This window comes from Roseovarius sp. W115 (assembly GCF_032842945.2).
GTDB lineage: Bacteria > Pseudomonadota > Alphaproteobacteria > Rhodobacterales > Rhodobacteraceae > Roseovarius > Roseovarius rhodophyticola.
On record NZ_CP146606.1, the window covers coordinates 1,327,404 to 1,347,852 of the forward strand.

Genomic DNA, 20,449 nt, shown 5'->3' on the forward strand with positions numbered 1-20,449 from the left:
TTTTACGCGATCCTGCCGGGCGGAGGGCCAAGCGTAAAGGTCGGATTTGGGTATTTTCGACAAGAAAGAAGCTCATAGAAGGGCGCTCAGCAGCATCAGCGCGGTCGCACCAAAGCCCACCATCCAGATAAGCGACCGCCAGGGCCGTAGGCCGAGATAGTAGGCCGGAACATAGAAGATGCGCGCGATCAGGTAGGTCCAGGCGCAGGCGGCAGTGAAGCCGGTGGATTGGTTCGACAGGGTGATCACGACGCAGGCGATGGTGAAGAGGATCAGACCCTCGAAATGGTTGTTCAGGGCGCGGTAAAGACGCGCGATTTTTTCGCTGAGTTGGTCTTCGAGTGAGCCGCCCAGCTTTGAGCGGTCGCGGGCCGATGTGGTCTTGCCCGGGCCAAGTTCGAGGTTGGCGGGGACGGACATCAGGACGAACTGGAGCACCTGAAGGAGGGCCGCGAGGGTGAGGACGGTGAGTTCGGGGGTCATAGTGCCTGAACCTTCGACACCACAGTCCAAACACCGAATATGAATGCAGCTACAGAAGCAAACGAAAAGCCGAAGTATCCAAGGTATGTTGCCCAGTCAGGCAGTGCTGCTTTACCAGTGTATGGATTGGAAGTCAGTGCAACAATATACGCAGTCAAGATAACTATAAGTGCCAACACTATCCCCACGAGGAAGCAAAAAAGGCTCGCCTTGATCGCCGCTAACGGGAGAAAAAATGCCGTTTGGGCGGCGGCATTACCCAAAAATGTGAGCATTACAACAAAGGCGCCACTGTTTAGAGTGACCATTGTCTTTATTGCATAAAGACCTAGCTCACGCGTCGTTTGGATCGACGCGCGATACCAGTCCATCTTGAGTTCTTTGTGATCCACCGGATTGCTCACAAATCCATCAACAACCGCCGCGGATCCTCAAGCGCGTCTTTCACCCGCACGAGGAACGTCACCGCGCCTTTGCCATCCACGATGCGGTGATCGTAGCTGAGCGCCAGATACATCATCGGGCGTGCGACAATTTCGCCGTTCACGATCATAGGGCGTTGCTGGATTTTGTGCATGCCGAGGATGCCGGACTGGGGCGGGTTGAGGATCGGCGAACTCATCAGCGAGCCGTAGACGCCGCCGTTGGAGATGGTGAAGGTGCCGCCCTGCATTTCGGCCATGGAGAGTTTGCCGTCCCGCGCGCGGGCGCCTTTTTCGGCGATGGCTTTCTCGATGGCGGCAAAGCTCATTTGATCCGCGTCTCGGATCACGGGCACAACAAGGCCCGTTGGCGTTCCGGCGGCGATGCCCATATGGACGAAGTTTTTGTACACGATGTCGGTGCCGTCGATCTCGGCGTTGACCTCGGGCACTTCTTTCAGCGCGTGGCAGCAGGCCTTGGTGAAGAAAGACATGAAGCCCAGTTTCACGCCATGCTTTTTGAGGAACTCTTCCTTGTATTCACTGCGCAGCGCCATGACCTCGGTCATGTCCACCTCGTTGTAGGTGGTGAGCATGGCGGCGGTGTTCTGGCTGTCCTTGAGGCGCTTGGCGATGGTCTGGCGCAGGCGGGTCATCTTCACGCGCTCTTCGCGCGCCGCATCATCGGCCGAGACCGGTGCACGCGCGGCGGCGGCAGGCGCGGCAGACACAGCAGGGGCGGCAGAGGCCGCAGCCGCAGCGCGGGCGACGTCTTCTTTCATCACGCGTCCATCGCGGCCTGAGCCTTGCACCTGATTAGGCGAAAGGCCTGCTTCGGCCATGGCTTTCTTGGCGGATGGGGCGTCTTCGACATCCTTCGCGTCGCGCCCGGCAGGCGGGGTCGTGTATTGATCCCCGTTGGTTTCACCATCCCCTGTGGCTGGACGCTTGGCAGGTTCCACTGCTCCATCGGCACCACCGGACATCACGGCAAGTTTGCCATCCGCCTTCACCGTGTCGCCCTCTTTCGCAAGAATTTCAGTTAAAACACCTGCTGACGGCGCAGGCACTTCGACCGAGACCTTGTCGGTTTCCAACTCGCAGAGCATTTCGTCTGCGGAGACGCTGTCGCCTACGGATTTAAACCAGGTCGATACGGTCGCCTCTGTCACGGACTCGCCCAAGGTAGGCACCATCACGTCGATGCTGCCACTGTCCCCAGCTGCGGGCTTGGCTTCTGCGGTCGCAGAGGAAGGCGCGGCAGACGGGGTTTCACCGGCGCTTTCGCCTTCGTTGATGGTCGCCAAAAGCGCATCGACCCCCACGGTCTCACCTTCCTTGGCGACGATCTCGGCCATGGTGCCCGAGGCCGGTGCGGGAACTTCGACTGTGACTTTATCGGTTTCCAATTCACACAACATCTCATCGGCGCTCACAGCATCCCCCGGTTTCTTGAACCAGGTGGCCACGGTGGCCTCAGTGACGGATTCGCCCAGGGTGGGTACGCGTACTTCGGTGGTCATTGGGTCTTATCCTTCGATGGTCAGCGCGGCATTCACCAGCGCTTCTTGTTGTGCTTTGTGTTGGCTGGCAAGCCCCGTGGCCGGAGAGGCCGAGGCTGGGCGACCGGCATAGGTCGGGCGGGTATGCTTGGCCTTGATGCGCTGCAGGACCCATTCGATGTTGGGTTCGATAAAGGACCAGGCGCCCTGGTTCTTGGGCTCTTCCTGACACCAGACCATGTCGGCGCCCTTGAAGCGTTCCAGCTCCTTGACCATGGAAATGGCCGGGAAGGGATAGAATTGCTCGAGCCGCATCAGGTAGACGTCATCCAGCCCGCGTTTGTCACGTTCTTCGAGAAGGTCGTAATAGACCTTGCCGGAACACATCACGACACGGCGGATCTTGTTGTCAGGTTTAAGCTTGAGATCGGAGTTGCCGTGCTGGGCGTCGTCCCAGAGCACCCGGTGAAAGCTGGAGCCGGTGACGAAATCCTCGGTCTTGGAAATGCACATCTTGTGCCGCAAGAGCGATTTCGGCGTCATCAGGATAAGCGGTTTGCGGAAGGTGCGGTGCAACTGGCGGCGCAGGATGTGGAAGTAGTTCGATGGAGTCGAACAGTTGGCAACGATCCAGTTGTCCTGTCCACACATTTGCAGGAAACGCTCCAAGCGAGCCGAGGAGTGTTCCGGCCCCTGCCCCTCAAATCCATGCGGCAAAAGGCAGACAAGACCGGACATGCGCAACCATTTGCTCTCACCGGAGCTGATGAACTGGTCGAACATAATCTGCGCACCATTGGCGAAATCGCCAAACTGTGCTTCCCACATCACCAGCGCGTTGGGTTCTGACAGGGTGTAGCCATACTCAAAGCCAAGCACCGCATACTCCGAGAGCATCGAGTCGATGACTTCATATTGCGCCTGCCCATTGCGGATATGGTTAAGCGGGTAATAGCGCTCTTCTGTGTCTTGGTTGATCAACCCGGAATGGCGTTGGCTGAATGTGCCGCGCGTGCAGTCCTGACCCGCCAGACGCACAGGGTATCCTTCGGTCAGCAATGAGCCAAAGGCCAGCGCCTCGGCAGTGGCCCAGTCGAAGCCTTCTCCGGTTTTGAACATGTTGGCCTTGGTCTCGAGCAGACGCGCGACGGTTTTGTGCAGTGGAAAGTCCTTGGGTGCCGTGGTTAGTGCCTTACCAATTTCAGTGAAGGTCTTTTTCTTGATGGAGGTCGCGCCGCGTTGGTAGTCCTCATCCTTGCGGTCAAGATGAGACCATTTGCCATCCAGCCAATCGGCCTTGTTGGGACGGAACTCTTTGCCGGCTTCAAACTCATCGGCAAGATAGGATTGGAAAGCCGCTTTCATGTCCTCAATCTCACCTTCAGGGATCAAGCCGTCTTTGACCAACCGTTCGGTGTAGAGCGCCAGAGTTGTCTTCTGCGTCTTGATCTTTTTGTACATGACGGGGTTGGTGAACATCGGTTCATCCCCCTCGTTATGGCCAAAGCGGCGATAACAGATCATGTCGATGACCACGTCTTTCTTAAACTTCTGGCGGAATTCGGTGGCGACGCGGGCTGCGTGCACCACGGCCTCGGGGTCATCGCCATTGACGTGGAAAATCGGCGCTTCGACCATAAGCGCGATGTCAGTTGGATAGGGCGACGAGCGCGAGAAGTGGGGTGCGGTGGTGAAGCCGATTTGGTTATTCACGACGATATGCATCGTGCCACCGGTTTTATGGCCGCGCAGACCGGATAGACCGAAGCCTTCGGCGACCACACCTTGCCCGGCGAACGCAGCATCACCATGCAACAGGATACCCATAACAGACGTCCGGTCCGTATCGTTCATCTGGTCCTGCTTGGCGCGCACTTTGCCGAGAACCACAGGGTTCACCGCCTCAAGATGTGACGGGTTCGCGGTCAGACTGAGATGCACGGAGTTGCCGTCAAACTCGCGGTCTGAGGATGCGCCGAGGTGATACTTCACATCGCCGGAGCCATCCACATCCTCGGGCTTAAAGCTGCCGCCCTGAAACTCGTTGAAGATCGCGCGATAGGGTTTGCCCATCACATTGGCCAGCACCGACAGACGCCCCCGGTGGGGCATGCCGATGACGATGTCCTTTACACCCAACTGCCCGCCGCGTTTGATGATCTGCTCCATCGCGGGGATAAGGCTCTCGCCGCCATCCAGACCAAACCGCTTGGTGCCCATGTATTTGACATGCAGGTATTTTTCGAACCCTTCGGCCTCTACCAGCTTGTTCAGGATCGCCTTGCGCCCTTCACGGGTAAAGCTGATCTCCTTGTCATAGCCTTCGATGCGTTCCTTAAGCCAAGCCGATTCAACCGGATCGGAAATATGCATGTATTGCAGCGCAAAGGTGCCGCAATAGGTGCGTTTGACGATGGCCAGAATTTCGCGGATGGATGCGACCTGCAGTCCCAAGACATTGTCGATGAAAATGGGCCGGTCCATGTCAGCCTCGGTGAAGCCATAGGATCGTGGATCGAGCTCGGGCCGCGCAGGTGTTTCACGCAGGCCCAGCGGGTCAAGGTCCGCCGCGAGATGGCCGCGGATGCGGTAAGCGCGGATCAGCATTAGGGCGCGAACACTGTCCAGCACGGCACGTTTGATGGCCTCATCCGAGACCTCAACACCGGTCTCTGCGGCCTTGGTCTTGATCTTTTCCCCCGCCTTCTTGGCCTCAATTTCGGGCGGATACTCGCCCGTCAAAGCACCGGTCAGTTCGTCCTGCGGTTGCGGCGGCCAGTCAGGACGCGCCCAGCTTGGTCCGGCGGCTTCCCGCTTGACTTCAACCTCACCATCGCCCAACTGCGCAAAAAACGCCTGCCAAGCCTCATCGACCGCATTGGGGTCATTGGCGTAGCGCGCATAGAGCTGTTCAAGATATTCCGCGTTGTGCCCCTGCATGAAGGACGAGGCGTGGAATTGGTCGTTGGGAGATTGGTCGGTCATGTGTCTTTCCCCTGCTGACAGACGCGCAGCGCGTCAGGGCCTGATGCCCCATTGTGAAACGATGGCGTCGTCGCCCAGTGCCGCTTTGGCTCCGTCCTTGGGGCGCAACTGCCGAAAAAAGATGAAGGGTTCGTCCTGTCCGTTTGGCGTTGAAATCGCGTCGGTCAGAAACTCTTGTTCGAAGGACTGATCCGGATTTTTGATGCCAGCAACGTCGTCGAACTCTCCAGCACGTAACGCGCCGTGGTCCAAACTGGCGACATGCGTGAATCCGCAATGCTCAGGTTCAACGACAGAGGTGATCACAAAGAATGTGTCATCCTCTGGAAAAACGTAAATCTGCTGTCCGTCATCCGCGTCTTCGACCATTGCGGCGATGATACCAGTAAAGATTTCAACCGCATTGGCGTGCAAGGCGGGGTTGGGGGCCTCACCTGTTTGAGCATAGGTGGTCAGGCGCTCTGCATATGTCAGTTGCGCCCCCACGCGATCAACATGAGCATCGGTGAGATGTTCGAAACCGGCAGATGCCAGATTGGCGTCGAAGTCTTCCGGCGCAGCATCGGTGCAGGCCGCGATGGCCTTGCTGGCGATTTTGTTCCATTCGCCCGCTTGGGCGGATGAGGCCGCCACAATGAAAGCCGCACCCAGAAATGCCAGGGTCGCGTGCCGGGCTGAAGCCCGACCTACGGCTTTCATCTGGGACATTAGCCAATCGCCTCCAGAACGGCCTCACCAAGACCTGCGGGGGACTCAGAGACCACAATCCCAGCCGCGCGCATGGCTTCGATCTTATCATCCGCGCCGCCTTTGCCGCCCGCGACAATGGCACCGGCATGGCCCATGCGACGGCCCGGAGGGGCGGTGCGCCCGGCGATGAAACCGGCCGTGGGTTTCCAGCGGCCTTTCTTTTTCTCATCAATGAGGAACTGAGCCGCCTCTTCCTCAGCAGACCCGCCGATCTCACCGATCATGATGATGCTTTCCGTTTCATCATCGGCCAGGAACCATTCCAGCACGTCGATATGCTCGGTGCCTTTAATTGGGTCGCCGCCGATGCCGACACAGGTCGACTGGCCCAGACCCACATCGGAGGTCTGTTTCACCGCCTCATAGGTGAGCGTGCCGGAGCGCGAAACCACGCCGCAGGAGCCGCGCTTGTGGATGTGGCCCGGCATGATGCCGATTTTGCAGGCATCGGGCGTGATGATCCCGGGACAGTTGGGGCCGATGAGTTTCGATGTGCTGTCCATCAGCGCGCGTTTGACACGCAGCATGTCGAGGACCGGAATGCCTTCTGTGATGCACACAATGAGCGGCATCTCGGCATCGATGGCCTCAAGGATGGAATCGGCGGCAAAAGGGGTGGCACATAGATCACGGACGCATTTGCGCCGGTCTCATGCATGGCTTCATGCACGGAATTGTAAACCGGCAGATCAAGATGCGTCTGCCCGCCTTTGCCCGGCGTCACGCCGCCGACCATCTTGGTGCCATAGGCGATGGCCTGTTCAGAGTGGAACGTCCCCTGCGAGCCGGTAAGACCCTGACAGATGACTTTGGTGTTTTCGTCTACGAGGACTGCCATGATTGTTGGCTCCTTAGGTTATTGTGTCTTTGCGCTGGACAGGATGGTGGTTTCAGAACCGGTTTCTGAAACACGCCGAGCTACAGTTATTAATCCGGACAGACCGGTATCACCGTAATCTATTTGATAAACATCAGATCCAGTTTCCGTTGTTCCAACTTGGCTTATGGTTGACCCTTCGCTCACAACGCCTGCGAGTGAGATGAGTTTTTCAGTTACTGTTTCTTTCGGATGCGCAATCGCAACCTGACAAATGTTCTCTCCGTTGAGACTATAGAAAACCAAAGAACCACGCTCATTGTGTTTCACTTTGTCTGGTGAACGTCCCACAGAAGCGAAAGAAACAGACCTGTCTGAAACGAATGCCATTTCAATCCCATCAACAGTCGTCTCTTTAGAACTGCCACCCATGACCGTCATGGTCGCAGTCGCATCTTTACGAGTAACGCTCGGGTTGGCGCATTTGGTCGCGAAGGTAAAAACACCCTGAGTTACGCTGGTGTATTCTGCAGTCCGGACCGGTTCATTACGCTTGTAGGTCCAATACGCGCCAAACACTGCTAGCCCGATGCATACGGGCAGAAAATTCTTTCTGAACGTGGAAGAACTCACGACGATCAGCCCTTCACCGCCGCCACGATCTTCTCAGCGCCGTCTTTCAGGTCATCCGCCGCAATCACATCGACATCCGAGTTGTTGATGATGTCCTTACCCTTCTCGACATTCGTGCCCTCAAGCCGGACGACGAGCGGGACTTTGAGGCCTACCTCTTTCACAGCGGCCACGACGCCCTCGGCGATCACGTCGCAGCGCATGATGCCCCCGAAGATATTGACCAGAATGCCTTTGACCTGTGGGTCTGAGGTAATGATCTTAAAGGCTTCCGTCACCTTGTCCTTGGTCGCACCCCCGCCCACGTCGAGGAAGTTGGCCGGCTCTGATCCGTAAAGCTTGATGATGTCCATCGTTGCCATGGCAAGGCCCGCGCCGTTGACCATGCAGCCGATTTCGCCATCCAGAGCGATATAGTTGAGGTCATACTTAGACGCCTCAAGTTCTTTGGGGTCTTCTTCGGTCACATCGCGCAGCTCGGCAATGTCGGCGTGGCGGTAGACCGCGTTGGAATCGAAACCCATCTTGGCATCGAGGCATTTGAGGTCGCCGCCTGTGGTCAGGATCAGTGGGTTGATCTCCAGCATCTCCATGTCTTTTTCGAGGAACATCTTGTAAAGCGTGCCCATCAGCTTGACGCATTGCTTCACAGCACCACCGGTGAGTTCCAGCATGAAGGCGATGCGACGGCCGTGAAAGGCCTGGTAGCCGGTGGCTGGATCAACACTGAAGCTAAGGATTTTCTCAGGCGTGCTTTCGGCCACTTCCTCGATGTCCATGCCGCCCTCGGTGGAGCAGACGAAGCTGATACGCGAGGTGCCGCGATCCACGAGCAGGGCGAGATAGAATTCCTTGTCGATGCCAGCGCCGTCTTCGATATAGACGCGGTTGACCTGCTTGCCTGCCGGGCCGGTCTGTTTGGTGACCAATGTGCGGCCCAACATGTGCTTGGCCTCTTCGGCAGCTTCACTCACGGATTTGGCGATGCGCACGCCACCTGCACTTCCGGCTTCGGGTTCCTTGAATGTCCCCTTGCCGCGACCGCCTGCATGAATCTGTGCCTTGACGACCCAGACCGGGCCATCAAGCTCTCCGGCGGCGGTTTTGGCTTCTTCTGCGCGCAGCACAACGCGGCCATCAGAGACCGGCGCACCGTAAGAACGCAGCAAGGATTTCGCCTGGTATTCGTGAATGTTCATCGCACAATCCCGTCTTGGTGTGTTTCCCTCTCGGTATAGACACGGATTTGGACGGACTTAAGTGCTTTGTCGTCGGTTTATGGGTTTTGCGGCCAAATAATAACTTTTGTGATCACAGCATTAAAAACTGTGATCACAAATTTACAAATATGAAGCTAGGAGCGAATCAATGCGCAGTTTCAAGCCTCTGCTTGATATGATGGCAACATCAGCATGTGACCCTTAGTTGAAGAAGATCGCAAATCCACCGGGGTTTCCATTGGTCAAACGTTGAAACGCATTCCAACTTTGCGCGGTGAGCCGTGGCCCCTTGGCGGCATAGCGATACGCACCAATGCCATGCACCCATTCGAGCAAGGACAATGGGCTGGGGTCTTCAACATAGGCTGGAATACTGATGCCGTGACCGGGTGGCAAAAGCGGGTGCGTGATCAGCAGATCGCCTTGCAGCACCGCCTCGATATCCGCCAGGATCGCTTGCCAGGCCTCGGGCGCACCATCAGGGATTTCTACCGGCAAGGCCGAAGTCTGGGTCGCGTTGGGAATCCATTCGCGCTCATTGTCAGTCTCTTCGGCCAGCCGCGTCCAAAACACCCGGTTTTGCGCAATCATGCCCATCCAGTTGTCGCGCACAGCCCGGATGTGATCAGCATCGGGTTGCTGATCCAGGGATCGGATCAGAACGTAGATGAAATCAATCGTCTCGGCCTGCTGTGCCGCCATCCTTTGCATGTCGCCAACCGCTTCGGGCTGTTTGGCCTCAATGGCGCGCTTTTCGTTGCGGATGAACTGAAGACTGCGGCGCAGATCGCTTAGGTCTCTGCCCATTGCTCTGTTTTCAGTCTGCATTGCATCGGCGGTTTCCTGAAGCGCATCTTTTTCAGCACCGTCAGGCATTTCTCTTATTTCATCGTAAAGCGTGCGGTACGCGTCGTTCTTGGCGTTGAAACTTTCCTGCAGTGCCTCCGTTTCAGCCTTTATCTCTGCCTCTTCTGCCTCCAACGCCGCGAGTTCTTGTTCCAGTTGCGCCTGATCGTAGATGTTCGGAATCTCTGGTGCGTTGCCCAGCGCCGTGCGTTCGGCTTCCAGTTTTTGGAACACCGGTTCGGGGTCAAAGGCCAGGTAGAGGTGCCCAAAGCCTGACAACATATGAGTGTAGGCCGCCAGCCAGGCATGATCTGCGGCATCAAAACGAACACTGATGGGTGTGTCTTTCGCCTCTGACTGAGAGAATTCACGATAGGCGCGCCCGCCAATCACCAATGCCCCCAAAAGCTCGGTGACGTTTTCAGACCGTGCGCGCTGTCCGTTTCCATCCACATCAAACCACAGATCTTGCAGCGTCAGATCAAAGGCAGGCGCATCGTCGCCTGAAGTCAGCGTTGTGCGCGCCACCTCCATATCTTCGACAAACTGGCGCATGATGTCCGAGAGCGTGCCAGTGTCAGACGGCTTGGGGTTCGGATTAGGTGTCAGCGCGCCCTGAATGCGCAGAACCGGAAGCATCGGCACGCTCTGCCCGATCCCATATTCGTATCGTGTTTGCAGGGTTTTTTCGACCGCACGGAGCGTTTGTAACATCCCCAATTCAAAGGTGTTCGCGTTGGGGTCTGCGGACAACCGTTCAATCGTTGGGGCCAGCCCGTCTTCGGCCAATGACTGCGCCTGTAGGGGAAGTGCGGTGGCACTCAACAGCGAAAACGCTGCCGCACCGAGAAGGAAAAATCGTTTCAAAAAATCAACTCCTGAAATAAAAAACGCGCGGGTCTGAGGCCCGCGCGTTCCAGCTTAAACTTGTCTAGGGAAGAGGATCAAGCGAGTGAGCTGTCGATCCCTTTGCAGGCTTCAACCAAGCCCTGAACGGCTTTGACGGAAGCGTCGAACATCTCTTGCTCTTCCTTGTTGAGCTTGATGTTTACGATCCGCTCAACCCCGCCTGCGCCGATAACAGTCGGGACTCCGACATACATGCCTTTGAGGCCCAGATCGCCGTCACAGTAGGCGGCACAGGGCAGAACGCGCTTTTGGTCCTTGAGGTAGGCTTCGGCCATTTCAATCGCGGATGTGGCGGGTGCATAGAAAGCAGAGCCGGTCTTCAGCAGGCCTACGATTTCAGCACCGCCGTCGCGGGTGCGTTGCACAATCGCGTCGAGCTTTTCTTGCGTGGTCCAGCCCATCGCAACCAAGTCTGGCAGAGGGATACCGGCCACTGTGGAGTAGCGCACGGAAGGCACCATTGTGTCGCCATGTCCGCCCAGAACGAAGGCGGTGACGTCTTTCATGGAGACGTTGAACTCTTCGGCAAGGAAATGGCGGAAGCGGGCACTATCCAGCACACCGGCCATGCCGCAGACTTTGGCATGAGGCAGGCCCGAGAATTCACGCAGGGCCCAGACCATCGCGTCGAGCGGGTTGGTGATGCAGATCACGAACGCATCTGGTGCGTGATCGCGGATGCCTTCTCCCACGGATTTCATGACCTTGAGGTTGATGCCCAGAAGGTCATCGCGGCTCATGCCGGGCTTGCGCGGGACACCGGCGGTGACAATGCAGACATCCGCGCCCGCGATGTCCGCGTAGCTTTGTGTGCCCCGGAGTGAGGCGTCAAACCCCTCAGACGGGCCGGATTCGGCGATGTCGAGCGCTTTGCCCTCTGGAATGCCTTCGGCAATGTCGAACAAAACGACATCACCAAGTTCTTTCAAAGCTGCAAGATGGGCAAGCGTGCCGCCGATTTGTCCTGCGCCGATAAGGGCGATCTTGGGTCTGGCCATTGGAATGGTCTCCGGTCGGTTGGAATGTTGCGACACGGCCTAGTCGCAATCGGCGTCTGGCGCAAGTGCGCTGCAATGCAGCACCGCGGAAATTGATCGAACTTAGAATCCGACAAGACCAAAAACCATGTGCACAACAGTGGCTTGACCCAACTTAGCCACTCAGAACTGCAAGATTGGGCAAATCGGCATACGGGCCAAGAAACGACCGGCAATCAATTCAGACGCACAGGCGATTCTTTCATGCCATCAACCGCTGCTTGATCGCTCATCTTGCGATTTTGCGTCGCTACGCATCGTTGTCATCAACCGGGAGCACCTCGGCCAGTTCTTCAAACGCCTGACCGCTGGCCACCATGCAGGTCACTCCGTGCACTGAGGTCACTGTGATCGTCCAAGTTCCGGTTTCTTCCGAGGCGAACACCTCAACAACGGCATTGTTGGCCCCAAGGCCCATAGACTGTCGCGATTCGCCGTATTTCTTGGCCAGGTTTTCAACCACCATCTCACGTGGGGCACAGTTTGAGGCAGCGGACGGGCCAGCCAGGCAGACCGCAATCGCGGCCGTCGTTATCTTCGCATTAAGCTTCATCATTCTCGCCTTTCTAAGCTTGGTCCCTGCCTTTTGAATGTTTGAAAGCGTGCTTTCATGGCTACCAAAACAAGGTTAATGCGACGTTCGCCTCGCTTATCTTTCGTATGTTTCTGCACTGCGGCGGGAAAATCCTTGAACTTTTCAGGCAAAAAATGGCAATGCTGCGCAAGAAAATTTCTATCGACTTTGGAAAGGAGCCGTTTGAATGGACCTTCAGACGCACCCCTATCGTTCTGTACTTTATATCCCTGGCTCCAAGGAACGTGCGCTTGAGAAGGCGCGCAGCCTTCCGACGGACGCGATCATTTTTGATCTGGAAGATGCCGTGGCCCCCGATGCCAAGGCCGAGGCCCGGCAGACACTGGCGCAAGCTCTCAGCGATGGCGGCTACGGCAATCGGGTCAAAGTGGTGCGGATCAACGCCCTGACCACCGAGTGGGGCTTTGAAGATGTACGTGTTTTGGGCAACGCCGGAGCCGACATCATCCTACTGCCTAAGGTGAACAACTACTCCGATGTTGATAGCCTCGCCGATATGGTTGGACCAGATATGCCGATCTGGACGATGATGGAGACGCCTGCGAGCGTGTTTAACGCACGTGAGATTGCCGCGCATCGCCAAGTAACGGGCCTGATTACAGGAACCAACGACCTGACCAAGGAATTGGGGTGCCGCTACCGGCCGGACCGCATGCCTCTTTTGTCATCCTTGCAAATGATCGTGATGGCCGCACGTGCGGCGCGCGGAGTTGTAGCGATTGATGGCGTCTACAACCGATTTCGGGATGGCGATGGATTGAAAGCGGAATGCGAACATGGCCGAGATCTGGGCTTTGATGGCAAGACGCTCATTCACCCAGCGCAGATTGAAGTAACCAACACCGCCTTTGCGCCAACGCAGTCTGAAATCGACCTTGCCAAGCGACAGATCGAAGCCTTCGAGGAAAGTCAGCGGCAGGGACAGGGCGTGGCCGTTGTTGACGGTCAGATCGTAGAAAACCTACACGTGGTTGCAGCCCAGCGCATTCTGGCCAAATCGGAAGCAATTGCCGAGATGGCAGCGGAGTAAGCGACATGATCTATCTCATTCTTGGTCTTGTTCTTTGGAGTGCCGCACATCTCCTGAAGCGTCTTGCGCCAGGCCTGCGCGCAGCTTTGGGGGAAGGACCAGGCAAGGGGATTATCGCTGTCACGTTGCTCATCAGCATTTGGCTCATGAGCAAAGGCTATGGTATGGCCGATGGCGCGGTTTTCTGGGGGCGTAGCCCGGCGCTTGTCGGCATCAACAATCTGCTGATGTTGCTTGCGGTCTACATGTTCGCCGCATCAGGTATGAAAACAGCTCTGGCACGCCGGATGCGTCACCCGATGTTGGGTGCGGTCAAGGTTTGGGCCTTGGCGCATATTCTGGTGAACGGGGATGTTCCATCTTTCATCCTCTTCGGCGGCCTTTTGGCCTGGGCTGTGGTGCAGATGATTGTCATCAACAAAGCGCAACCTGAATGGACCCGCCCCGATCCTGTTCCACAAAGCAAGGAACTGATGGCGCTTGGCGGCACCGTTGTGGTCTTTGCCGTGATTGCAGGGATACATTACTGGCTTGGCTATCCGGCCTTTGGGTAAACGCATGAAACTCTATCGGTTCCTCTCGGCAGACGACACATCCGACTTTTGTCACAAGGTCACTGAAGCCCTGAACAAAGGATGGGAGCTTTATGGCGACCCGACTTACGCGTTCGACGCAGCAAACGGCGTCATGCGCTGCGGACAAGCGGTCGTCAAAGAAGTCGACGGCACTTACGACGCAGACGTCAAACTTGGAGAACACTGAACATGGTCAAGACCAACCCGGGCCGGTTTTTTGAAGACTACACCGTCGGCGAGACCATTCATCATGCCGTGCCTCGTACGGTGTCCGGAGGAGAGCGCGCGCTTTATCACGCGCTCTATCCTGCGCGGCATGCGCTCTATTCATCCGATGAGTTCGCCCGCGCCTGCGGCCTGCCTGCAAGTCCACTGGATGATATCGCAGCGTTTCACGTGGTCTTCGGAAAGACTGTTCCCGATATTTCACTCAATGCGATTGCCAATCTTGGCTATGCAGAGGGACGGTGGCTGAAGCCGATTTATCCGGGCGATACGCTACGTTCGTCATCGGAGGTGATCGGCCTCAAACAGAATTCGAATGGTAAATCCGGGGTTGTCTGGGTTCGCACAAAAGGCACGAACCAAAGCGGTGAGGTGGTGCTTGATTATGTGCGCTGGGTCATGGTGCGCAAACGCAATGTCGATGCACCCGCGCCCGACACACTCATTCCTGAGTTAAAACCGGCGCTCGAAGTAGCGGATCTGGTGGTGCCCGAGGGGCTTACTTTCGACGACTACGATTATACCCTTGCCGGAGAACCACATCGCTGGGGCGATTATGATGTCGGTGAAACCATTGACCATGTGGATGGCGTCACGGTCGAAGAGGCCGAACATATGATGGCCACGCGTCTTTGGCAGAACACAGCGAAGGTCCATTTTGATGCGACCCTTCGCGAGGATGGCCGGCGGCTCATCTATGGCGGTCACGTCATTTCCATGGCGCGTACGCTTAGCTTTAATGGGCTGGCCAATGCGCAGATCGTTGCTGGATTGAATGCCGGGGCGCATGCGAATCCATGCTACAGCGGTGATACGATCAAGGCCTGGTCTGAAGTGCTGGACAAAGCCGAAACCGGCGTACAAGGCGTCGGCGCACTGCGTTTGCGATTGGTGGCGACCAAGGGTGGAGCGCCTTTCACCCTGAAAGGCGAGGATGGCAAGTACCTGCCGCACGTGATGCTTGATCTGGACTACTGGGCGCTCATGCCGATGTGAATGTCAGCCCCTAGGCAGCGGAGATGAAATTGGTCATGCTCGAGGGATGATCAAACGTCTTGGCCTCGCGATTATCTTTATGCTTGTGACATGCCGCGCCATGGCTTGTGAGGTGGCATTGGTTCTGGCCGTGGACGTCTCAGGCTCAGTGGACAACGAGGAATACCGCATCCAGATGCAGGGGATTGCTGATGGGTTGCGCGACGGGTCGGTTGCCGAGGCGCTTGTTACTCAAGAGGCCGCTGTGATGGTCTTGCAGTGGACCGGGTCTTCGCGCCAACGCGTGGTCACGCCATGGACCCGGATGACCGATTTTGATGTGCTCGAGAATTTTGCGGCGCAAGTGGAATCAACGCCGCGTGTCTGGCGCAACTTCTCCACAGCCATCGGCGAGGCCCTCGCCTTTGCAGGGGCGCAGTTTGCTGATGTCCCAGATTGTGAACGGTGGGTCATCGACATTTCCGGCGATGGATCATCCAATGAAGGGGTGGACCCCAAAGAAGTACACAAAATACTGAGTTCATCGAATATCATCGTAAATGCTCTGGTCATCGAAGGTGCTGAACTGTTGATGACTGAGTATTTCTGGGAGAATGTCATTCTTGGAAATGGAGCTTTTGTGATCACAGCTAACAGCTACGATGATTATCCCAACCGGATGCAGCGCAAGCTTTTGCGCGAGGTAACAAAACAAATATCTGGAAGACGTCCTGCTTCTTGGAATCCCAATTTGTGATCACTGAAAATACAATGTGATCACAAAAACCCAAATTGCGACCAAATGCCTGCAGATTCTATAGATTCAGGGTTTGCACCGGCAGCAATTGGTTAGATAAAAAGACTCAAGTGGTGACATTGCTGCGTGTCAACGGGACATGCGTGTCACCCGACGAAGAAGGAAGGGTACATGGCTGATGTCAATCGCGGCAATCGTCCGCTCTCGCCTCACCTGTCAATCTACAGACCCCAGCTAACATCTATCACATCGATCCTCACGCGTATCACTGGAAACGCTTTGCTGGTCGCGGCACTGCTGATCGTATGGTGGTTCCTCGCGGCGGCCACTTCTGAGGAATACTTCGCTGTAGCCAACGCTGTGGTGACAAGTTGGTTCGGAGACATGATCATGTTCCTGTCGCTCTGGGCGCTGTGGTACCACACCCTCGCCGGTGTGCGTCATCTCATCTGGGACAACGCGATGATGCTTGAAATTGAGACCGCTGAGAAACTTGGTTGGTGCATCATTGGCGGTTCGGTTGTCCTGACCATCCTGACAGCTCTTATCGTGTAAGGGGACCAGCATGAGATACCTGACTGACCGTAAACGTGCCGTTGGAATGGGCGCCGCCAAATCCGGCGTTCATCATTTCTGGGCAATGAAAGTGCAAAGCGTGGCACTGCTCATCCTCATACCGCTCTTTATATTTACCTTTGGGGCAACGCTTGGCGGATCCTATGAAGACGTGACCGCATATTTTGCACGCCCCTTCCCAGCGATTGTGGCGGCGCTTACGATCATTGTTGGGTTCAAGCATTTCTCGGACGGTGCACAAGTTCTTATCGAAGACTATGTGCACGGCACCGCACAGAAAATTAGTATCATCCTGGTCACGTGCCTGAGCTATGGCGCTATGGCCACGGGTCTTTTTGCCATCGCACGGCTGGCGCTGTGAGACCGGAGTAACGACATGGCATCTTACGAATACGAAACCCATGACTACGACGTGGTCGTTGTCGGCGCAGGTGGCGCAGGCTTGCGTGCCACGCTCGGCATGGCCGAGCAGGGACTGCGCACGGCATGTATCACCAAGGTCTTTCCAACCCGCTCTCACACAGTAGCAGCGCAGGGTGGCATTGCCGCGAGCCTGGGCAATATGGGTCCCGATAGTTGGCAGTGGCACATGTATGACACGGTCAAAGGTTCTGATTGGTTGGGTGATACCGATGCGATGGAATACCTTGCGCGTGAAGCGCCAAAGGCGGTCTATGAGCTAGAGCATTACGGCGTGCCGTTTTCACGCACCGAAGAAGGCAAGATCTATCAACGCCCGTTTGGCGGCCACACGACAGAGTTTGGCGAAGGACCAGCCGTGCAGCGCACCTGTGCTGCGGCAGACCGGACCGGTCACGCGATCCTTCACACGCTTTATGGTCAGAGCCTGAAGAACAACGCTGAATTCTACATTGAGTATTTCGCTATTGATCTTTTGATGAGCGATGATGGCATCTGCACTGGCGTGGTCTGCTGGAAACTCGATGATGGCACGATCCATGTTTTTAACTCTAAGATGGTCGTTCTGGCCACCGGCGGCTATGGCCGCGCCTATTTCAGCGCCACATCTGCGCATACGTGCACCGGCGATGGCGGCGGGATGGTCGCGCGGGCTGGATTGCCTTTGCAGGACATGGAGTTCGTGCAGTTCCACCCGACCGGGATTTATGGCTCTGGCACTTTGATCACCGAGGGCGCGCGTGGTGAGGGCGGGTATCTGACCAACTCCGAAGGTGAGCGGTTTATGGAGCGCTATGCGCCCAATTACAAAGACCTCGCACCTCGCGATTACGTTTCACGCTGTATGACTATGGAAATCCGCGAAGGGCGTGGTGTTGGTGAAGGAGGGGATCACATTCACCTGAACCTCAGCCACCTGCCGCCGGAGGCGTTGAAACTTCGGCTCCCAGGCATCTCGGAATCAGCCAAGATTTTCGCCGGTGTCGATGTCACCAAGCAACCCATTCCAGTCCTGCCGACTGTGCACTACAACATGGGTGGCATTCCGACGAATTACTGGGGCGAGGTGCTCAATCCTTCCAAGAAGGACCCAACCGCGGTTGTGCCTGGTCTTATGGCTGTGGGCGAAGCGGGTTGTGCTTCGGTGCATGGCGCGAACCGGCTTGGTTCCAATTCGCTCATTGACCTTGTTGTGTTTGGTCGGGCCTCGGCCATCCGCGCGGGCAAAGTTGTCGATCGCGAGAGTGCCGTGCCGGACACCAATGTAGCGCAGGTCGACAAAGCGCTGGATCGGTTCGATGGAATCCGCCACGCAGATGGCGCCGTGCCAACTGCGGACCTGCGGCTCGAAATGCAGCGTACGATGCAGGCCGACGCGGCGGTGTTCCGCACCTCCAAAACACTGTCAGACGGCGTTCAGAAAATGGACGCGATCGCCACCAAGATGGATGACATCAAGGTCACCGACCGCAGCCTTGTCTGGAACAGCGACCTGATGGAGACGCTGGAACTGACCAACCTGATGCCCAACGCACTGGCTACGATTGCCGGGGCAGAGGCCCGCAAGGAAAGCCGTGGAGCTCACGCGCATGAGAATTTCAGCACGCGGGATGACAAGAAATGGCGCGTCCATACAGTTGCGCGCGTTGATGGCCGGAAGGTAAGTCTCAGCTACCGTCCGATCATTGAGGCCCCACTGACAACTGAGGCCGAAGGCGGCATCAGCCTGAAGAAAATCGCGCCGAAGGAACGGACCTTCTGATGCGGGTTGTGCTGATATGTGTCGCGCTCGCGCTGACGGGTTGCACGGCGGCCAATGATGCAGCCGATGCGTTGGCGCGCAAGCAGGCCAAGACTGTTGTGAATGAGGTCATGCAAGCCCGGTTTCCCGGGCTGAATATCGCGCCGGTGACGGACTGTGTGATTGATGCGGCCTCCGCCGGGGAAATCCTTGGCCTTGCACGCGCATCAGTGACACAGGTCACCACGCAAACGGCCGAAACTGTGATTGAAATCTCAACCCGCCGGGAGGCGGTGCAATGCTATGCTGAAAACGGTCTTCCACTTCTGACAGGGCTGGCAGGATGATCAGATTTGCGTTCGTCATTTTGACTTTTCTTGTACCGTCTGCCGTGCTTGGCAATGACCTGGTCGGACAGGTGGCGGCGGTGTGTGTTGCGCAAAACGCCACGCCAGAGACCATAGATGCGCAAGACAGGCCAGCCTACTGCCGGTGCGAGGCCGAGATTTGGGCGAAGAACGGGACAGAAAATGAACTCCGTGGCGCAATGACATTTATGACCGGAGATGAACGTCATATGAATGGCGCGCCGTATTCTTATGATGACGCGCTCGATTTCATCGTTGCTCAAAGTGACAATGTGGCACGAGCATGTGATGTCGAATATTGATAACATGCATCGCCTGACCACGAGGATAGTTGGTCGAAAGGACATCTGACCATGGTACAACTCACGCTTCCCAAGAACTCCCGGATCACGACCGGCAAGACCTGGCCCAAGCCTGAAAGCGCCACGAATGTCCGCAAATTCCAGATCTATCGCTGGAACCAGGAAGACGGCAAAAACCCGTCAGTAGACACCTATTTCCTCGATATGGACAAATGCGGCCCGATGGTTCTGGACGCGCTGATCAAGATCAAGAACGAGATTGATCCGACCCTGACCTTCCGCCGCTCTTGCCGCGAGGGGATTTGCGGCTCATGTGCGATGAACATCGACGGAATCAATACGCTCGCCTGTATCTATGGGCTGGATGAGATCAAGGGGGATGTGAAGATTTATCCACTGCCGCACATGCCTGTGGTCCGCGATCTGATCCCGGACCTGACACACTTCTATGCACAACACGCGTCCATCATGCCGTGGCTTGAGACCAAGACAAACCGCCCGGCCAAGGAATGGAAGCAGTCCATTGAAGACCGTGAAAAGCTCGATGGCTTGTATGAATGCGTGATGTGCGCGTCCTGCTCAACCTCGTGCCCGAGCTATTGGTGGAACGGCGACAAGTACCTTGGACCGGCCGCCCTCTTGCATGCCTATCGCTGGATCATCGACAGCCGGGATGAGGCGACGGGTGAACGGCTGGATGATCTGGAAGATCCCTTCAAGCTCTACCGCTGTCACACGATCATGAACTGCGCCAAGACGTGCCCCAAAGGGTTGAACCCGGCCAAGGCGATTGCGGAAATCAAAAAGATGATGCTGGAGCGTGCGGTTTAATCCGCCGCTTCCGCCGTGTCATCAAGCAGTCCCAAAAGCCGTGTCATGCGCATCAATTGACCCGGCCGGGCGCGTGGCCCGAAAAACTCGACCAGACTTGCATCGCGCACCCGCTTCATGCGGATATGTGTATCGGCACCGCTTTCCGTAACCTTCAAGAGCTTTGACCGCTGGTCGCCGGGGTTGGCCACACGCGCGACGAGCCCGTCTTTCTCCATGCGGTCCAGCAAACGCGACACGCCGTATTGTGGCATCAGGAGCGCTGTTTCCAATGCTTTGGCCGTCAGCTGCGTCTCGCTTTCAACCAGCGCGTTAAGCGCATCAAAAACATCAAGCGTAGGAAGGTTTGCAGATTTGAGAGCACCCTCCAACGCGCCCCGTGCCTGGCTATATCCCCGCGACAGGGCATACCACATCGCTTCTTGTTGAGGCAGGTTACTCATACGCAAA

The 20,449-nt window shown here is 56.6% G+C and carries 22 protein-coding genes and 1 pseudogene; 11 read left to right on the forward strand and 12 right to left on the reverse strand.

Features of this window, described 5'->3' with window-relative positions; translation table 11 throughout:
* Positions 1-72 precede the first annotated feature (72 nt).
* The 11 genes and pseudogenes from RZS32_RS06780 to RZS32_RS06830 all read right to left on the reverse strand — a co-directional run bounded on the left by RZS32_RS06780 (position 73) and on the right by RZS32_RS06830 (position 12,157).
* Positions 73-483, reverse strand: a complete 411-nt coding sequence (locus RZS32_RS06780) for an MAPEG family protein (protein WP_317056257.1) — start codon at positions 481-483, stop codon at positions 73-75.
* Complete coding sequence (locus RZS32_RS06785) at positions 480-854, reverse strand: hypothetical protein (RefSeq protein ID WP_339106855.1); 375 nt, start codon at positions 852-854, stop codon at positions 480-482. The genes RZS32_RS06780 and RZS32_RS06785 overlap by 4 nt, the downstream gene beginning before the upstream one ends.
* A 29-nt stretch (positions 855-883) precedes the next feature.
* The gene (odhB, locus tag RZS32_RS06790) at positions 884-2,428 is read right to left on the reverse strand and encodes a 2-oxoglutarate dehydrogenase complex dihydrolipoyllysine-residue succinyltransferase (protein WP_317056259.1); all 1,545 of its coding nucleotides are present in this window, start codon (positions 2,426-2,428) and stop codon (positions 884-886) included.
* A gap of 6 nt (positions 2,429-2,434) precedes the next feature.
* The gene (locus tag RZS32_RS06795; RefSeq protein WP_317056260.1) at positions 2,435-5,392 is read right to left on the reverse strand and encodes a 2-oxoglutarate dehydrogenase E1 component; all 2,958 of its coding nucleotides are present in this window, start codon (positions 5,390-5,392) and stop codon (positions 2,435-2,437) included.
* A gap of 33 nt (positions 5,393-5,425) precedes the next feature.
* Positions 5,426-6,100 carry a hypothetical protein gene (locus RZS32_RS06800; RefSeq protein WP_317056261.1) on the reverse strand — a complete coding sequence of 225 codons (675 nt, stop codon included), beginning with the start codon at positions 6,098-6,100 and terminating at the stop codon, positions 5,426-5,428.
* Positions 6,100-6,980: pseudogene (gene sucD, locus RZS32_RS06805) on the reverse strand (succinate--CoA ligase subunit alpha). Before sucD ends, RZS32_RS06800 begins: the two are co-directional and overlap by 1 nt.
* Positions 6,981-6,998: 18 nt before the next feature.
* Complete coding sequence (locus tag RZS32_RS06810; protein ID WP_317056263.1) at positions 6,999-7,592, reverse strand: hypothetical protein; 594 nt, start codon at positions 7,590-7,592, stop codon at positions 6,999-7,001.
* 5 nt (positions 7,593-7,597) lie between these two features.
* Positions 7,598-8,791, reverse strand: coding sequence for an ADP-forming succinate--CoA ligase subunit beta (sucC, locus tag RZS32_RS06815; protein ID WP_317056264.1), 1,194 nt, complete (start codon positions 8,789-8,791; stop codon positions 7,598-7,600).
* 222 nt (positions 8,792-9,013) lie between these two features.
* Positions 9,014-10,525, reverse strand: coding sequence for a hypothetical protein (locus RZS32_RS06820; protein ID WP_317056265.1), 1,512 nt, complete (start codon positions 10,523-10,525; stop codon positions 9,014-9,016).
* A 77-nt stretch (positions 10,526-10,602) separates the two neighbouring features.
* Positions 10,603-11,565, reverse strand: a complete 963-nt coding sequence (gene mdh, locus RZS32_RS06825) for a malate dehydrogenase (protein ID WP_317056266.1) — start codon at positions 11,563-11,565, stop codon at positions 10,603-10,605.
* A 289-nt stretch (positions 11,566-11,854) separates the two neighbouring features.
* Complete coding sequence (locus tag RZS32_RS06830) at positions 11,855-12,157, reverse strand: hypothetical protein (RefSeq protein ID WP_317056267.1); 303 nt, start codon at positions 12,155-12,157, stop codon at positions 11,855-11,857.
* A gap of 208 nt (positions 12,158-12,365) precedes the next feature.
* Between RZS32_RS06830 and RZS32_RS06835 the strand changes: the two genes are divergently transcribed.
* From RZS32_RS06835 to RZS32_RS06885, 11 genes are all read left to right on the forward strand, one after another.
* Complete coding sequence (locus tag RZS32_RS06835) at positions 12,366-13,229, forward strand: HpcH/HpaI aldolase/citrate lyase family protein (RefSeq protein WP_317056268.1); 864 nt, start codon at positions 12,366-12,368, stop codon at positions 13,227-13,229.
* A 5-nt stretch (positions 13,230-13,234) separates the two neighbouring features.
* Positions 13,235-13,783, forward strand: a complete 549-nt coding sequence (locus RZS32_RS06840) for an NnrU family protein (protein WP_317056269.1) — start codon at positions 13,235-13,237, stop codon at positions 13,781-13,783.
* A 4-nt stretch (positions 13,784-13,787) separates the two neighbouring features.
* Positions 13,788-13,991: a DUF1737 domain-containing protein gene (locus tag RZS32_RS06845; protein ID WP_317056270.1), complete on the forward strand. Its 204-nt coding sequence runs from the start codon at positions 13,788-13,790 to the stop codon at positions 13,989-13,991.
* A gap of 2 nt (positions 13,992-13,993) precedes the next feature.
* On the forward strand, positions 13,994-15,025 hold the full coding sequence (locus RZS32_RS06850) for a MaoC family dehydratase (protein ID WP_317056271.1): 1,032 nt from the start codon (positions 13,994-13,996) through the stop codon (positions 15,023-15,025).
* 46 nt (positions 15,026-15,071) lie between these two features.
* Entirely contained in the window at positions 15,072-15,761 is a 690-nt protein-coding gene (locus tag RZS32_RS06855) for a DUF1194 domain-containing protein (protein WP_317056272.1), read from the forward strand.
* A 171-nt stretch (positions 15,762-15,932) separates the two neighbouring features.
* The gene (gene sdhC, locus RZS32_RS06860; protein ID WP_317056273.1) at positions 15,933-16,316 is read left to right on the forward strand and encodes a succinate dehydrogenase, cytochrome b556 subunit; all 384 of its coding nucleotides are present in this window, start codon (positions 15,933-15,935) and stop codon (positions 16,314-16,316) included.
* Between the two features lie 10 nt (positions 16,317-16,326).
* The gene (gene sdhD, locus RZS32_RS06865; protein ID WP_317056274.1) at positions 16,327-16,698 is read left to right on the forward strand and encodes a succinate dehydrogenase, hydrophobic membrane anchor protein; all 372 of its coding nucleotides are present in this window, start codon (positions 16,327-16,329) and stop codon (positions 16,696-16,698) included.
* Between the two features lie 15 nt (positions 16,699-16,713).
* The gene (gene sdhA / locus RZS32_RS06870; RefSeq protein ID WP_317056275.1) at positions 16,714-18,519 is read left to right on the forward strand and encodes a succinate dehydrogenase flavoprotein subunit; all 1,806 of its coding nucleotides are present in this window, start codon (positions 16,714-16,716) and stop codon (positions 18,517-18,519) included.
* The gene (locus RZS32_RS06875) at positions 18,519-18,845 is read left to right on the forward strand and encodes a succinate dehydrogenase (protein ID WP_317056276.1); all 327 of its coding nucleotides are present in this window, start codon (positions 18,519-18,521) and stop codon (positions 18,843-18,845) included. Before sdhA ends, RZS32_RS06875 begins: the two co-directional genes overlap by 1 nt.
* Positions 18,842-19,168 (forward strand): hypothetical protein, encoded by a 327-nt coding sequence (locus RZS32_RS06880; RefSeq protein WP_317056277.1) that lies wholly within the window; start codon positions 18,842-18,844, stop codon positions 19,166-19,168. The genes RZS32_RS06875 and RZS32_RS06880 overlap by 4 nt, the downstream gene beginning before the upstream one ends.
* Before the next feature lie 51 nt (positions 19,169-19,219).
* Positions 19,220-19,999, forward strand: coding sequence for a succinate dehydrogenase iron-sulfur subunit (locus tag RZS32_RS06885; protein WP_317056278.1), 780 nt, complete (start codon positions 19,220-19,222; stop codon positions 19,997-19,999).
* Here RZS32_RS06885 and RZS32_RS06890 read toward each other — a convergent pair.
* Positions 19,996-20,442, reverse strand: coding sequence for a MarR family winged helix-turn-helix transcriptional regulator (locus RZS32_RS06890; protein WP_317056279.1), 447 nt, complete (start codon positions 20,440-20,442; stop codon positions 19,996-19,998). The genes RZS32_RS06885 and RZS32_RS06890 overlap by 4 nt on opposite strands.
* Between the last annotated feature and the right edge of the window lie 7 nt (positions 20,443-20,449).

Bases quoted from the DNA above. Each gene is read 5' to 3' on its own strand.
- RZS32_RS06885 (WP_317056278.1), top strand. From the start codon at position 19,220: ATGGTACAACTCACGCTTCCCAAGAACTCCCGGATCACGACCGGCAAG.
- odhB (WP_317056259.1), bottom strand. From the start codon at position 2,428: ATGACCACCGAAGTACGCGTACCCACCCTGGGCGAATCCGTCACTGAG.
- mdh (WP_317056266.1), bottom strand. From the start codon at position 11,565: ATGGCCAGACCCAAGATCGCCCTTATCGGCGCAGGACAAATCGGCGGC.
- RZS32_RS06780 (WP_317056257.1), bottom strand. From the start codon at position 483: ATGACCCCCGAACTCACCGTCCTCACCCTCGCGGCCCTCCTTCAGGTG.
- RZS32_RS06795 (WP_317056260.1), bottom strand. From the start codon at position 5,392: ATGACCGACCAATCTCCCAACGACCAATTCCACGCCTCGTCCTTCATG.
- RZS32_RS06840 (WP_317056269.1), top strand. From the start codon at position 13,235: ATGATCTATCTCATTCTTGGTCTTGTTCTTTGGAGTGCCGCACATCTC.
- sucC (WP_317056264.1), bottom strand. From the start codon at position 8,791: ATGAACATTCACGAATACCAGGCGAAATCCTTGCTGCGTTCTTACGGT.
- RZS32_RS06835 (WP_317056268.1), top strand. From the start codon at position 12,366: ATGGACCTTCAGACGCACCCCTATCGTTCTGTACTTTATATCCCTGGC.
- RZS32_RS06875 (WP_317056276.1), top strand. From the start codon at position 18,519: ATGCGGGTTGTGCTGATATGTGTCGCGCTCGCGCTGACGGGTTGCACG.
- RZS32_RS06855 (WP_317056272.1), top strand. From the start codon at position 15,072: ATGATCAAACGTCTTGGCCTCGCGATTATCTTTATGCTTGTGACATGC.
- sdhD (WP_317056274.1), top strand. From the start codon at position 16,327: ATGAGATACCTGACTGACCGTAAACGTGCCGTTGGAATGGGCGCCGCC.
- RZS32_RS06845 (WP_317056270.1), top strand. From the start codon at position 13,788: ATGAAACTCTATCGGTTCCTCTCGGCAGACGACACATCCGACTTTTGT.
- RZS32_RS06800 (WP_317056261.1), bottom strand. From the start codon at position 6,100: ATGTCCCAGATGAAAGCCGTAGGTCGGGCTTCAGCCCGGCACGCGACC.
- RZS32_RS06890 (WP_317056279.1), bottom strand. From the start codon at position 20,442: ATGAGTAACCTGCCTCAACAAGAAGCGATGTGGTATGCCCTGTCGCGG.
- RZS32_RS06880 (WP_317056277.1), top strand. From the start codon at position 18,842: ATGATCAGATTTGCGTTCGTCATTTTGACTTTTCTTGTACCGTCTGCC.
- sdhC (WP_317056273.1), top strand. From the start codon at position 15,933: ATGGCTGATGTCAATCGCGGCAATCGTCCGCTCTCGCCTCACCTGTCA.
- sdhA (WP_317056275.1), top strand. From the start codon at position 16,714: ATGGCATCTTACGAATACGAAACCCATGACTACGACGTGGTCGTTGTC.
- RZS32_RS06850 (WP_317056271.1), top strand. From the start codon at position 13,994: ATGGTCAAGACCAACCCGGGCCGGTTTTTTGAAGACTACACCGTCGGC.
- RZS32_RS06830 (WP_317056267.1), bottom strand. From the start codon at position 12,157: ATGAAGCTTAATGCGAAGATAACGACGGCCGCGATTGCGGTCTGCCTG.
- RZS32_RS06785 (WP_339106855.1), bottom strand. From the start codon at position 854: ATGGACTGGTATCGCGCGTCGATCCAAACGACGCGTGAGCTAGGTCTT.